This is a genomic window from Bacillus sp. ISO11, from assembly GCF_003458115.1.
GTDB classification, from domain to species: domain Bacteria; phylum Bacillota; class Bacilli; order Bacillales; family Bacillaceae_G; genus Bacillus_A; species Bacillus_A cereus.
Genome location: NZ_QXCO01000009.1, coordinates 145,733 through 159,462 on the forward strand (window position 1 = coordinate 145,733; position 13,730 = coordinate 159,462).

A 13,730-nucleotide genomic window follows, 5' to 3' on the forward strand; every position below is an offset into this window, starting at 1 on the left:
GGAGAGAGTATTATGAATTACACAGTATTTCAGTGGTTTAATAATTTTGCTGATTCATCCAAACTATTAGATACGATAATGGTTGCAATTACAAATAGCGCTGCATACGTAGCCATTTTATTTATGCTTATCTTATGGTTTAATAATGGAAAGAAAGAGAATGCAATTAGAAAACAATATACAGTTTTATATACGACGCTTTCGGTTATTATTGCATTAGTAGTAAATGTTCTTATACATGCGGTATATTACCATCCGCGTCCGTTCGTATCACATGATGTACATCAATTAGTACCACATGCAGCAGATTCATCATTTGTTAGTGATCATTCTGTACTTGTATTTTCAATCGCCTTCGTATTTATTCTTAGAGGAGAAAAACTGAAATATATCGCGCTATTATGGGCAGTGTTAGTCGGTATATCACGTATGTATGTAGGTGTTCATTATCCTTTAGATATACTTGGTGCAGCTTTCATAACACTTGTTACGAGCGGTTTAGTAATGCAAAGTACACGTATGTTTGAACCAATAGCGAAATTCGTATTCAAAATGTATGCATTAGTAGCGAGACGAATTCCTTTCTTAGCAAAATATAACCATATCGCATAATTTTCTTATAAAAAGTTCCCCTTTGGAAATCCAGAGGGGAACTTTTTATAGTAAATAAGAAAAGAGTTTAGAGTGCTATGCAATCAAGTTTTGGTGAAGTTAATATTCAGAAATTTCACGCACCGTATTTTAATGAAATAAAACAAAAACAAAAAATAACAATAGTTAGTTTCGTATTGTTTTAAAGGAATTAAAAAGAAAACTTCGAAACATATAGTATCGTAAACAAAAACTACAAATTATAAAACGCATCTTCGTACGAATCCATTCCAAAAGAGAGGAGATAAGTATGCAAAAACTTCAAACGAATAAAGGCGCTCGATATATGATGATTGCTTTTATTGTTTTGTTTCTTATTATGATTTTGCGTATAGTCTATATTCAGGCAGTAGGAGTCGTGCATAATGTAAATGTAAAGGATCTAGCGGATGAACAACATAATAAAAAAGGTATTTTAGAAGCGAATCGTGGTACTATCTATGACCAAACCGGAAAGGTGTTAGTACAAGATTCTACAACATATCGAGTTGTTGTGAATTTAAAAGGAAAAGATAAAGTGAAAAATAAAGATGAAACCGCACAACAATTAGCCGATGCGCTTGAAATTGATAAAGAAGAAGTATTAAAAAACTTTCATGAAGGGCGTACGCAAGTTGAAATTGGGAAAATTGGTCGGAACTTATCTAGGGAAAAGAAGGAAAAAATTAATGATTTAAAAATACCAGGTGTATCTTTTATGTCGGAAAAAGCAAGAGTGTATCCGAATGAAGATTTTGCATCCTATATACTTGGTTTTGCTAGACCAGATGATAAAGGGAATACGGAAGGAAAGTTTGGGCTTGAAAAGAGTTTGGATAAATATTTGCGCTCTACAAACGGGAATATAGAATATGTGGGTACACGAAGAGGGATTCCACTTACAAATGATATAGGAAAAGTAGAACCTGCTAAAAATGGGAATAACGTATATTTAACGCTTGATAAACAAATTAATAGCTTTTTAGAAGAAGCGATGAACAAAGCACAAGAGCATTATGATCCTTCTATGTTAATTGGCATTATTGCTGATCCAAAAACAGGAAAGGTTTTAGCGATGGCTAGTAAACCTAGTTACAATCCTAATGTAGGTGATATCGAATACTTTTTAAATGATCCGATTGCAAATGCATATGAACCAGGTTCAACTATGAAAGTTTTTACGTTAGCAGCTGCCATTAATGAAGGTGTATATAACGGAAAAGAATATTTTCAATCTGGAAAATATTCCGTTGGTTCCTCTGATATAAAAGATCATAATGGTGGATTTGGATGGGGATCAATTACATTTGATGAAGGTTTTGAAAGATCATCAAACGTAGCTTTTTCTATTTTAGAAGATCAGTTACTGAAACCAAATAAATTTAAGCAATATATGAATAAATTTGGATTCAATCAAAAAACAGGAATAGATTTACCTGGAGAAAGTAAAAATACTTTATTATTAAATACGCAAATTCAACAGGTTACAACTTCTTTCGGTCAAGGTTCTACAGTAACTCCAATTCAATTAATCCAAGCGGCTACTGCTATAGCAAATGACGGGAAAATGATGCAACCATATATCGTTGATAAAGTTGTAAATCCAACAAACAAAGAAGTTATTATGGAAAATCAACCGAAAGAAATTGGGAATCCGATAAAAAAAGAAACAGCGGACAAGGTTAGAAGCTTAATGGAGCGTGTTATAACATCTTCAAAAGGAACTGGTACAATGTATAAAGTGGATGGTTATCCAATTGGAGGTAAGACAGGAACAGCACAAATCCCGAATCCTGAAAACGGCCGATATATGGAAGGGAAAGAGAATTACATTTTCTCCTTTTTAGGAATGGCTCCAATTGATGATCCGGAGTTAATCGTATACTTAGCTATTAAGCAGCCAAAGTTAAAAGGAGATGAGTATGGAGCTCAGCCTCTTGCTGAAATATTTAAACCTGTTATAAAAAACAGCCTTGAATATTTAAAGGTGAAACCGTATACCGAAAAACAAATAGCTGATGCAGCGAAACAATCTCAATTAAAAGTACAAAATTATGTAAATCAATCGATGGGTACAGCAGAGAAAAGTGTAGAAAAAGAGAAGCTACAGCCGGTAATTTTAGGAGAAGGAAAAATAATAAAACAATATCCACAGTCTGGCGAGGTAATGAGTGAAGGTGATCGTATATTTTTATTAGGGAATAACGCACAAATGCCAAATGTAAAAGGTTGGTCCATGCGTGATGTTATGTATTTCTCTAAGCTTTTGAAATTAGATTTGAAAACTTCTGGTACAGGTTATGTAACGAGCCAAAGTATTGAAAAAGGACAAGATTTACATGAAGGAGATACACTAGAACTAGAATTAGAACCGCCGTTACAACCGTTAACAGAGGCGAATACGAATTAATTCAGGTATTTGGAAGGAGCTAGATGCAAATGGCTCTTTCTTTAGAGCTGTAAGTAATTTCACGCACCGTAATTTTCAGAAAAAACAATAAATAAATGAATTAATAGAGACACGTTATTAAATATCTGATTATTTTTTATTTACAGTTAAAAATGATTGTGATAATATGGAAAAAATCAAATGCAGTGAAGAGAAGAGTAAATAAAATGAATTTTTTACAGAGAGCTCCATTTAGCTGAAAAGGAGTAAAAATTCTTTATTGAACCAAGCCTCTGAGCAGCGCATCGGAACCTATTATTAGGGGATGGTGTGACGGGAGCTCCCGTTATAGAGCTATGGTATAAGCATGAGTTAGAATGCAGTACCTGATAAGGTTAATATGGTGACATATTAACAAACTAGGGTGGCACCGCGATGATAAATCTCGTCCCTAAGATTAAAAGTCTTGGGGGTGGGATTTTTTTATTGTTTTAAAACAATTTTGAAAGCGGGGGCCAAAAATGAAAAACTTTCTTAAAGATTGGAAATATCCTTTATTACTACTGTCCGCTGTTGGTATTGCGAATTTAGGGGCATGGATTTACTTAATAGCACTGAATGTACTTGTCTATAATATGGGTGACTCAGCCTTAGCTGTTGCTGCTTTATATGTAATAAAACCATTAGCCACTTTATTTACAAACGCTTGGTCTGGGAGTATGATTGATCGTTTAAATAAACGGAAGTTAATGATTCACCTCGATATATATCGTGCGTTATTTATCGCTATTTTACCTTTACTTCCGTCACTTTGGATTGTTTATGTATTTGTATTCTTTATAAGTATGGCCAGTGCAATTTATGAGCCAACTGCTATGACGTATATGACGAAATTAATTCCAGTAGAACAAAGACAACGTTTCAACTCATTACGTAGTTTAATAGGATCTGGTGCATTTTTAATTGGTCCAGCGATAGCAGGGGTTTTATTAATTGCGAGTACACCAGAGATTGCTATATATATAAATGCTATAGCATTTCTCTTATCAGGATTCATTACATTACTTTTACCTAATCTTGATAAGAAAGAAGCTTCGGATACAACAAGTAATACATTATCTCTTACAGTATTAAAAAAAGATTGGAACACTGTTATAAATTTTAGTAGAAAACATGTGTATGTCGTATGCGTGTACTTCTTATTTCAAAGTATGTTCGTATTAGCAACCGCTACTGATTCACTTGAACTATCGTTTGCGAAAGAGGTATTACTACTAACAGATAGTGAATATGGTTTTCTAGTTAGTATAGCTGGTGCAGGATTTATTTTAGGTGCCATAACAAATACAATTTTGTCAAAGAAATTAGCACCTTCACTTCTAATTGGAATAGGATCATTATTTATTGCAATTGGTTATTTAATTTATGCTTTTTCAAATGTATTTTTAATAGCTGCTATTGGATTCTTTATTTTATCTTTCTCTATGGCATATGCAAATACAGGATTTTATACATTTTACCAAAATAACGTTCCCGTTCATATAATGGGACGGATCGGGAGTATATATGGACTTGTTATTGCGTTAGTAACAATCTTTATTACAATATTATCTGGTGTTGCGACTCAGTTCATTTCTATACAACTTGTAGTTATTGTAGGTTCATTCATCATGTTATTTATTACTATCGTCTTGTGTGTGTTTACTTTATTCCCATCACAATCTAAGTTGTATTTTACTGAATCAATAAAGTGAAACTTTAATCAGGGGGCATCCCCCCCACTGATTATCAGCCCTCACCAAGCGGGCTTTTACGGGCAGCAGGGTCCCCACTTAACTTCTTTGCTTTCGCTGAATTTTGAGATGGGGGTCTTACTGCCCACAAATAGCGGGATAAATTCGAAATGAACTTTGTGTTCTCATTAACAATTTATCGTATTTAATAAAAGGGTTCTTTCCCCTTTATATGGAAAAATCAATAAGGGGAAAGAACAATACCGAAAGATAAGGGTGGTTGTCGTGATAAAAACAAAAGATGAAATTGATAAAATTATAAAAGAAATACAAAAGAAAATAGATTTCTCTGGAGTAGTTTTAGTAAAAAAAGAAAAAGACTTAGTCTATGAAAAAGCTTTGGGTTACGCAAACCAAAGTGAATGTATAAACAATACGATACAAACAAGATTTAGCATTGCCTCAGGATGTAAAATTTTCACTGCAATTGGCATCTGTCAACTTGTTGAAAAAGGTTTTATTTCTTTTCATACAAAATTAAAAGATTGTCTAGAGATAAAATTTTCAAACTTCGATGAAGATATTACAATACATCAACTACTAACGCATAGCGCTGGTATACCAGATTATTTTGATGAAAGTATTATGGATAACTTCGAAGATCTTTGGAAACAAACACCTATGTATCTATTAAAGAGCTTAAAAGACTTTTTACCATTATTCCAAAAAAGTAATATGATGTTTGCACCTGGAACTAAGTTTCACTACAACAATGCAGGTTTTATCATACTTGGATTAATAATAGAAGAACAGACGGGACTTAAATTTACGGAGTATATAGAAAAGAACATTTTTAATCCGATTGGCATGAATGATTCTGGCTATTTTTCGTTAGATAGATTACCAAGACATACAGCTCTAGGATATATAAAGGACGAAACCAACCAAAATTGGAGAACAAACGCCTACTCTATACCGATAAAAGGAGGAGCTGATGGAGGTGCATATGTTACTGCACCAGACATGCTGAAATTTTGGGCAGCCCTATTTAATAATGAAATTTTAGGAAAGGAATATACAAAATTACTTTTAACTCCTCACATTCAAGTAAATGATAAACAGTCCTACGGCTATGGAATATGGATTGAAACACGAGAAAACAAGGTATTCAAATATCATGTAATGGGATATGATCCAGGCGTCAGTTTTCGCTCGGCTATATATCCAGAATTAGGAATAACTTTAGTTATTACGTCGAATAAAGGGGCAGGACCTGAAAAATTAATGACAGAAATAGAAAGAGCTTTTTAATTATATGGATTTAAAAGAAGAGATACGAAAATAATTTAAACGGGTTCATGATTGTTTCTGTTTTGAAAAATATTTTAGTTAACGAGGAACCCTTTATTTATTAAATAAGGGTTTTTTGTAATTCTGTACAATTATATATAATTATATGGATTTTTAAATTAGAAAACATTACTATATAGTTGTAAATTTTTATTATTAATTCATATGAAAGGATGTGTTAACAATTTGTATATGATTAACGGTAGTGTGTTTATTATTTTAGGAGTTATTTGTTATTTAATTGTACGTGGAATATTAATTGGTACCAAAAATACAAAACATGTAATTTGGTGGAAAGAAATAATAAGTTTTTTATTTGTGATCTACATTTGTATGGTTGTTGCAGTAACTTTATTCCCTTTACCAATCGGTTTTCCTTTTAATATTGAAAATCTGAATCGCTCGGTCAATATAATACCATTCGCATCAATTATTAAAGACATCAATCAAATTGGTAGTGCTTATGATGGAGATACCCTATTTATGATTGGTCTAATTGTAAGAAATGTAGGCGGGAATATTTTATTATTAATGCCTTTAGGATTTTTAGCACCAATCCTATGGGATAAATATAAGAAATTCAAAAATACAATTTTATTAGGATTTTCTATATCAGCTAGTATTGAATTGCTACAATTAATTGAGTCTTTATTTAGTGGAGTGGGACGTATTACTGATATTGATGATGTGATCTGTAATGTTATAGGTTCTATTGTTGGATATTGTATTTATATTATCTTTTTAAAAGCTATTAATAAATTTAACATTCGAGTGTTGGGTAAAGCTAATTCTAAAGGTGTGGAATTAGTTGATAAATAGGAGTTTAAACGAGTTATTAAAGGCGTACGAGTAAAAAGTACGTTTTTTTATTTTTATAAATAATGCTTAAGGCTGATGAGAAATCACATTTTCCATCTTACACTTGAAAGTAGCTATCGTATTTCAAGTATGGAATGAAAAGAGGAGAATATAATCTTTAAAGATAAACAAGTTTATAGGAGGATTCTAAATGGATATTTTACTTGTTGTTCTTATTATTGTTTTGATGCAAAGTAAAGAACGAAAAGTGAAAATAAACCGTATTTGGCTCATTCCGGCTTTGTTGTGTTTTGTAACAGTTCAATCCATTATTCATATGGGACAAATAACTTTGCTGCAAGGACTACTGTTTGTTGTAATGCTTGGAATTGGCTTATGTCTTGGGATTATACGGGGAAGAGCTTTAACATTTCGATTAGATAGTGAAACAGGTCATGTACTACGAAAAGGAAATTGGGTAAGTACAATAATCCTTCTTGTTATTTTAGGAGCAAAAATTATGATTAAACAAAGTATGTTTTCGGGTAGTACGCACCAGACATTAATGGTTGTAACAAATGCCTTTTTATGTATTACATTAGGCACTGTGATTAGTAGACGTTATTATATTTGGAAAAAATATAATGAATTAACACAAAAAGCGTAAATACATTCATCCCTTGTTTAACATTGCTAAGAACGGTAATACTAATTAACATTGAACTTTTACAACAAGGGATGATAATATGATATACATTTACACAGATTTTGGTGGAACACATACTACCTCACTAGCTGCAGCGTATCATTTAAATAAATTACCAACGGATCGCAAGTTAACGAAAGAAGAAATTTTGAATGTAGATTACTTTAATAAATTGAAAACAGAAGATATGGGAAAAATTATTTTTCATGGCATAGATGAACATGGTCATCCTGTATATACGATTGGATGCGGCGCATCAAAAGTTGTTGTACCAGCGATGAAGCATTTAGGAGAAATCTTGCAAAAACATTATCAAAGTCATGAAAAGATTATTTTTTCTAATACATCACCAACCGTACCTTTACCAATGACTTTCGGTGGGCTGTTTTCTAGAAGGTTCCATATCGATTTTATTGGCGTACCGTTACTCGTATGGGGAGCAAAAATTTGCTGTGATAATATACAAAGGCTTGTTAGTTATACAAAAGAAGCTGGCCGATTAACGAATGATTATGTTGTAATTTTAGATAATGAAACTTTTAAATAGTATATGATAAAAAGAAAATCGAGCAAATTCCTTGATTTTCTTTTTTATTTGTGAAATAGACAAGAAATAGTCACATTTAATATACATCTACTATAGCCAAAACAATAAAGTCCTGTTACTATTACAGGGATATTCTCTTTTCATAACATAAATATATAGAAAAATTAGAAAAGAGGAATTGAATTAAGGGAGGAACAACATGAAGCGTGTTGCTTGGATTACTGATAGTACAACTGCGAATTTTAAAACAGAAGGAGATAACTTTGTTATCCCAATCGAAGTTATTATTGATGGAATTTCGTACAAAGATTGTGAAGAAGGTGTACGTGAAAGGGTTTATAATGCGTTAAACGAAGGTAAAACAGTCACTACTTCACAACCTAATATTGGGGAAATGGTAGAGTTATTTACAAAATGCAAAGAAGAATATGAAGAAGGATTTGCAGTTGCTATTAGCGGAAAAGTAAGTGGAACCTATCAAAATATGAAGTTAGCTGCAGAAATGGCAGGTTTTCCATTAACGGTATTAGACAGTGAAACAACAAGTTATCCAATGGATGAACTAATTAGAAAAGCGAAATCGTTATACAATGATGGTATGACTTTACAAGATATACACAAAACATTAGTAGATGAAAAAAGAAGACCTTTTCATGTATTCCCAAAGAGTTTAAAAGGTCTATATGCAAGTGGCCGTGTAAAGGGCATGCAATTTTTACTTGGAAGTTTATTAAGTGTTAACTTAATATTAGAAGTAAAAGGTGGAGAGCTTTTACTTGAAAAGAAAGTTCGTAAAATCCAAAAATGTCGAGAATATATTAAAAATGAACTTGAAAAAGAATTACCAAAAGTACTTCATATGTTCCATGCTAATGATAAAGCTGGAGCGGAAGAATGGATTGCAGATATTAGACAAGCATTCCCTGAAATGGATTTCAAATTATATCCATTACCAATTTCATTTGCGGTTCATGCAGGTGAAGGAACAATAGCAATTAGTTATTAAAGAAAAACCCGTGAATAATTCACGGGTTTTTCTTTAATTAAAATTAAATTGGATCCCGGCATATCTCCAGCGAGCTTAGAAATCGATGGTTCCCCTTAACCTAGCAGTAATTGAAAGACTTGTACTATGGAATCTACAAAATATCCGTATTCTTTTCTTTGTACAAACTATAGGTATACTTTGCATTCTCGGATAAGATCTGATCCATGAAAGCTTTGAACATATACAAGACAATCCCCTTTGGATGCTATTTATTATTACTTCGGTCGTATCGGCTTATCTATCCATGAGCATTAGTACAAGGGAGGGTTTATTATTAGGTTTTATCTAAATTTGAAATAAAGTCGCGACATTTTGCCCCTTTGAATCAGTTTATCTAAAAGGATGTTTTTATAGTGAAAAGAAGATCTGCACTGTAAGGCGAATTAAGGAACTGCTGGGTAGCAATAAAGTTTCTCCACTAAAGGGCCCATTTAATGAAATAAGGCTTATGAACAAAATGAATTTCTACCATTCGATTAAATCCCGAAAACTGAGGCTGTACTTAGGCACCATTTTATGGTTAATAAAATAATATCAGGTTGATAATGTTTCCACTTGAATAGATTTTGCTTTTCCACACTTAACATGTCTTTTTTTAGAGTACTAGTATCGGTATGTCCAAGTATGGGGAGGTACTGCAGATATTTTGAAGGTTTGCACCAGAACCTAAAATCTTTTCTTTTATCTTCATAAAATCAATTCTTGATAGGCATGTGATGGGACCCCAATAAGGTTGTTTAAAAGTCGGCTTGGAGATATTTTTAAATATGTTTAACATCCAAACTAAGCCAAGGTAATTAAAAATGAAAGTGTCCTATTAATATTAAAAAAACACCTAATCCCATTCTCTTGCTATATTTTTAGTTAACTCACTTGACTATAACGCAACGTCATAGTGCATAATTTTAACTATATTAAATAAGGAGTGAAAGAAATGAATATAAAATCATTACGGTCAGATAGAATATACCGAAAAATTTTACAAGCTCCAAAAGAGGAAAAGGTTGAGTTATACAGGAAAGAAATGTTGGCTCCGTTTATGGGGAAATGGGAAATTCAATATGTTCCTTTTAAAGCTGAGGAGCCAAATGGTTTTGATGTTATTACATTGAATAATATAATGAGCATTTCTCCTAATCAGATTACAAATGAGATTACACCAGAACTAGAATTGATTTCGTCAGATTCTTTTTGGTCTGATTGTAAAGAAGCTGTTAGGAAAAGCCTTCATTTATTTAGAGAGTATGATGTGAACCTTCGTGTATCTGATTACGTATTCACGATTCTATTAGGGAATCCCAATAGTCCTTCATTAATGTTAAATGAAGGGTATAGTGGTGATGGAGGTATTCCTGGTTATATTTTGTGTACATTTTTGCCAAATGAATACACAATCCCTCGAATGAAAGCTGCTTTAGCACATGAATGTAATCATAATGTTCGATATCAATTTATTCAGTGGGACCATACTGTTACTTTAGGTGAATTAATTGTTAGTGAAGGTTTAGCAGAAAATTTTGCTACTTCTATTTTTGGGGAAGATCTACTCGGACCTTGGGTATCGAAAACAACTATGGAAATGCTTAATAGACGTATCAAACCCGTGCTCAAGGATCAATTACAATTAACAGGATTTGATAAAATTGCACCGTATCTTTATGGTGATGAATTAGCAAAACTTCAAAACTATATACCAGTCGATATGCCTTATGCTGCTGGTTATGCCTGTGGATACTATTTAATTAAATACTATTTAGAAAAAACAGGTAAAAATATCTTTGAAGCCACAATAACTCCTGCCAATCAAATACTAGATGAAATAAAGGAATTTTGGGATGAAGAAACAATTTTTAACGGTTAAAGATATTGTGCAAATTACAGGCATAACAAAAAGAACCTTACAATACTATGATAAAATAAATTTATTAAAGCCAATTTACTTAACGGAAAATGGTTATCGACTCTATGATAAGAACAGTTTAGCAAGACTTCAAATGATACTATTTTTTAAAGAAATGGACTTTTCTCTAAAGGAAATTGCGGAAGTTTTGAAACTTACAAGAGAAGAACAGCTACAATTATTAAAAAAGCATAACCAAACTTTATTGTTAAAAAAACAACATTTAGAAACAGTTATTACTGCGGTGGATGAGTATGTATCAGGAAAGGATATCTACAATTTAAATATTTTTAACAATTCATCTATTTTGCCATTACAAGAACAATATGCTCATGAAGCGAAATTCATCTATGGAGAAACAGAAAAATACAAAGAATTTGAGGAGAAACTGAAAGAACTCTCTCCTAGTGAAAAAGCGGACTTATTTCACGAATTCGAACAAAAAATGGAAAGGGTGTTTAGAAAAATTGCTTCCTATATTAATCAATCACCTACTTCCGATGAAGTACAGCAATTAATTGTAGAGTGGAAAAGTTATCTCGAACAATCTATTGTATGTGATTCTGAAATGTTGACATGTATTGCAAATACGTATAAATTTGATAATCGATTTAAAAATTATATAAATCAATTTAGTAATGAAGACTTAGCTGAATTTTTATATGACGCTATTATACATTATATCAATCAAAAGAAGTATTAATGTCGTACTTTTATAATAGGGGTCACCTTACATAGCCATTAACTTAAGAACAGAATTAAAAAAGGCTTTCGTTTACCAAAATAAAAGCATTTAAAAAAGGAGTATTTTCTTATAAATGTGCATGATAAATAAGCCCTGGCTAGTTCTAAAAATTATACAGTTTTTTGTCCTCTTAATACAGTATACTCGTAAACAACACCTAAAATATTCTCATATGGGTGAGTTTTTCGTCCGTTTTAGCTAGAAATATGTCCATAAACTGTGTATATAAATCATGGAGGGTAGTTCAAAATCTAGAACCAGGATTTGTATCACAAATAAAGGATATTTTCGGGAAAAATTCACAAACTCCATTGTGAACTGTTTGTTATGTTAGAGTTTCTTTAAGTTCCTTTTATGAAAAACTGTATTTTACAAATACTACAAGTTCATTTAGGGCAAATAATAATGGAAAATCGCCGTTGTATAATCAATTTATTATGAGCATGCAAGGAGGCTTGTTAGGAGTGAAAATAAGCGAACTAGCACGATTGACCAATGTCAGCATACGATCCATCCGGCATTATGACAATAAAGGACTTCTAAACGCCGATAGGTTGGAGAACGATTACCGGGATTTCGACGAATCGGCCATAGAACGAGTCAAAGCGATTCAGTTATACTTGAAGCTTGGATTAACAGCAGATGAGATTAAAGTATTGTTCAAGAGCGAAGCGGCAAATCCTGACGAATATCAATATTGCGAAGAGATGCTGGAAACGTATGAAAAAAAGCTAAGTAATGTGAATTATCAAATCGAAGCACTTCATGGATTAAAGAGATTACTGGAGAGGCAAATCGCTTTAACGATTAGGAAAAAGAGAACTGTTTAATGTAGAAATGGTCCCGAGCATGATAAATTGCTCCGGGGCCATTTTTGTTTGTGTTGACATTGACACTAGTGTAATCCTTTATGATTTACTTAATTTCACCTGAAAGGGGTTTTTTCATTGAAAAGTAATAGCCAAAATGAGAAAAATGGTTCTGAAACTACAAACGCGGTTGGGAACCGAAAATCAGTAACAGTCATAGGGTTAGGGCCGATGGGTCAGGCGATGGCAGACGTTTTTCTGGAATACGGGTACTCGTTGACCGTGTGGAACCGGACTTCAAGTAAAGCAGACCAGCTTGTAGCAAAAGGAGCCATCAGGGTGTCCACGGTCAACGAGGCGTTAGCTGCTAACGAGTTGGTAATCCTTAGCCTTACAGATTACAATGTGATGTACTCTATTCTTGAACCCGTCTCTGAGAACTTATTCGGTAAGGTGCTCGTTAACTTGAGTTCGGATACTCCGGAGAAAGCTCGTAAGGCGGCTAAATGGTTGGAAGACCGTAGAGCCTGGCATATTACTGGAGGGGTGCAAGTTCCACCGTCAGGCATAGGTAAGTCGGAATCTTACACATACTATAGTGGTGATCGAGTGGCCTTCGAGGCTCACAGGGAGACCTTGAAAGTGTTAACAAGTACCGATTACCGGGGCGAGGACCCCGGATTAGCCATGCTATACTATCAGATACAGATGGATATATTCTGGACAGCAATGCTAAGTTACCTACATGCTCTTGCAATCGCTAACGCAAACGGCATTACGGCGGAGCAATTCCTACCATACGCTTCGGCGATGATGTCGTCACTCCCGAAATTCGTAGAGTTCTATACCCCGCGTCTCGACGAGGGGGAGCACCCTGGTGACGTGGACAGACTCGCAATGGGCTTGGCGAGCGTTGAGCACGTTGTTCATACTACCCAAGAAGCCGGCATCGACATCGCTTTGCCAGCAACTGTTTTGGAAGTCTTCAGGCGCGGCATGAAGACTGTTCATGCCAGTGATAGCTTCACCAGCCTCATTGAAACCTTCAAAAATTCCGATATTCGTTCATAACAAG

General features: G+C 33.5%; 12 protein-coding genes, 2 pseudogenes and 1 other annotated feature. Of the genes and pseudogenes, 13 read left to right on the top strand and 1 reads right to left on the bottom strand.

The features are described from left to right. The first annotated feature begins 12 nt into the window (after positions 1 to 12). The 9 genes and pseudogenes from D1166_RS12430 to D1166_RS12470 all read left to right on the top strand — a co-directional run bounded on the left by D1166_RS12430 (position 13) and on the right by D1166_RS12470 (position 9,159). A complete protein-coding gene (locus D1166_RS12430) occupies positions 13 to 612 on the top strand; it encodes an undecaprenyl-diphosphatase (RefSeq protein ID WP_001110118.1) in 600 nt (199 codons plus the stop codon). 289 nt (positions 613 to 901) lie between these two features. After that, positions 902 to 3,040 carry a penicillin-binding protein gene (locus tag D1166_RS12435; protein ID WP_097861934.1) on the top strand — a complete coding sequence of 713 codons (2,139 nt, stop codon included), beginning with the start codon at positions 902 to 904 and terminating at the stop codon, positions 3,038 to 3,040. Between the two features lie 176 nt (positions 3,041 to 3,216). After that, positions 3,217 to 3,475, top strand: a binding site (T-box leader). A gap of 65 nt (positions 3,476 to 3,540) precedes the next feature. Further along, on the top strand, positions 3,541 to 4,773 hold the full coding sequence (locus D1166_RS12440) for an MFS transporter (RefSeq protein WP_097861933.1): 1,233 nt from the start codon (positions 3,541 to 3,543) through the stop codon (positions 4,771 to 4,773). A gap of 264 nt (positions 4,774 to 5,037) precedes the next feature. Continuing rightward, on the top strand, positions 5,038 to 6,063 hold the full coding sequence (locus D1166_RS12445) for a serine hydrolase domain-containing protein (protein WP_103653132.1): 1,026 nt from the start codon (positions 5,038 to 5,040) through the stop codon (positions 6,061 to 6,063). Between the two features lie 13 nt (positions 6,064 to 6,076). After that, positions 6,077 to 6,145 (top strand): annotated as a pseudogene (locus tag D1166_RS32165) (GNAT family N-acetyltransferase); the annotation flags it as partial. Between the two features lie 143 nt (positions 6,146 to 6,288). Continuing rightward, positions 6,289 to 6,921 carry a VanZ family protein gene (locus D1166_RS12455; protein WP_000281849.1) on the top strand — a complete coding sequence of 211 codons (633 nt, stop codon included), beginning with the start codon at positions 6,289 to 6,291 and terminating at the stop codon, positions 6,919 to 6,921. A gap of 190 nt (positions 6,922 to 7,111) precedes the next feature. Continuing rightward, on the top strand, positions 7,112 to 7,567 hold the full coding sequence (locus D1166_RS12460; protein ID WP_097796960.1) for a CcdC protein domain-containing protein: 456 nt from the start codon (positions 7,112 to 7,114) through the stop codon (positions 7,565 to 7,567). A gap of 79 nt (positions 7,568 to 7,646) precedes the next feature. Then, the gene (locus D1166_RS12465) at positions 7,647 to 8,153 is read left to right on the top strand and encodes a DUF3189 family protein (protein ID WP_000639421.1); all 507 of its coding nucleotides are present in this window, start codon (positions 7,647 to 7,649) and stop codon (positions 8,151 to 8,153) included. 199 nt (positions 8,154 to 8,352) lie between these two features. Then, the gene (locus D1166_RS12470) at positions 8,353 to 9,159 is read left to right on the top strand and encodes a DegV family protein (RefSeq protein WP_000831921.1); all 807 of its coding nucleotides are present in this window, start codon (positions 8,353 to 8,355) and stop codon (positions 9,157 to 9,159) included. Positions 9,160 to 9,672: 513 nt separating this feature from the next. Here D1166_RS12470 and D1166_RS12480 read toward each other — a convergent pair. After that, a pseudogene (locus D1166_RS12480) lies at positions 9,673 to 9,779 on the bottom strand (IS6 family transposase); the annotation flags it as partial. Positions 9,780 to 10,135: 356 nt separating this feature from the next. Between D1166_RS12480 and D1166_RS12485 the strand changes: the two are divergent. The 4 genes from D1166_RS12485 to D1166_RS12500 all read left to right on the top strand — a co-directional run bounded on the left by D1166_RS12485 (position 10,136) and on the right by D1166_RS12500 (position 13,726). Further along, complete coding sequence (locus D1166_RS12485) at positions 10,136 to 11,062, top strand: DUF2268 domain-containing putative Zn-dependent protease (protein ID WP_097861932.1); 927 nt, start codon at positions 10,136 to 10,138, stop codon at positions 11,060 to 11,062. Then, a complete protein-coding gene (locus D1166_RS12490; protein WP_000743883.1) occupies positions 11,037 to 11,804 on the top strand; it encodes a MerR family transcriptional regulator in 768 nt (255 codons plus the stop codon). The genes D1166_RS12485 and D1166_RS12490 overlap by 26 nt, the downstream gene beginning before the upstream one ends. A 506-nt stretch (positions 11,805 to 12,310) precedes the next feature. Beyond that, a complete protein-coding gene (locus tag D1166_RS12495; RefSeq protein WP_000703056.1) occupies positions 12,311 to 12,676 on the top strand; it encodes a MerR family transcriptional regulator in 366 nt (121 codons plus the stop codon). Between the two features lie 117 nt (positions 12,677 to 12,793). After that, positions 12,794 to 13,726, top strand: a complete 933-nt coding sequence (locus D1166_RS12500; RefSeq protein WP_118043326.1) for an NAD(P)-dependent oxidoreductase — start codon at positions 12,794 to 12,796, stop codon at positions 13,724 to 13,726. The last annotated feature ends 4 nt before the right edge of the window (positions 13,727 to 13,730 follow it).

Bases quoted from the DNA above. Each gene is read 5' to 3' on its own strand.
- D1166_RS12430 (WP_001110118.1), top strand. From the start codon at position 13: ATGAATTACACAGTATTTCAGTGGTTTAATAATTTTGCTGATTCATCC.
- D1166_RS12435 (WP_097861934.1), top strand. From the start codon at position 902: ATGCAAAAACTTCAAACGAATAAAGGCGCTCGATATATGATGATTGCT.
- D1166_RS12440 (WP_097861933.1), top strand. From the start codon at position 3,541: ATGAAAAACTTTCTTAAAGATTGGAAATATCCTTTATTACTACTGTCC.
- D1166_RS12460 (WP_097796960.1), top strand. From the start codon at position 7,112: ATGGATATTTTACTTGTTGTTCTTATTATTGTTTTGATGCAAAGTAAA.
- D1166_RS12465 (WP_000639421.1), top strand. From the start codon at position 7,647: ATGATATACATTTACACAGATTTTGGTGGAACACATACTACCTCACTA.
- D1166_RS12470 (WP_000831921.1), top strand. From the start codon at position 8,353: ATGAAGCGTGTTGCTTGGATTACTGATAGTACAACTGCGAATTTTAAA.
- D1166_RS12485 (WP_097861932.1), top strand. From the start codon at position 10,136: ATGAATATAAAATCATTACGGTCAGATAGAATATACCGAAAAATTTTA.
- D1166_RS12490 (WP_000743883.1), top strand. From the start codon at position 11,037: ATGAAGAAACAATTTTTAACGGTTAAAGATATTGTGCAAATTACAGGC.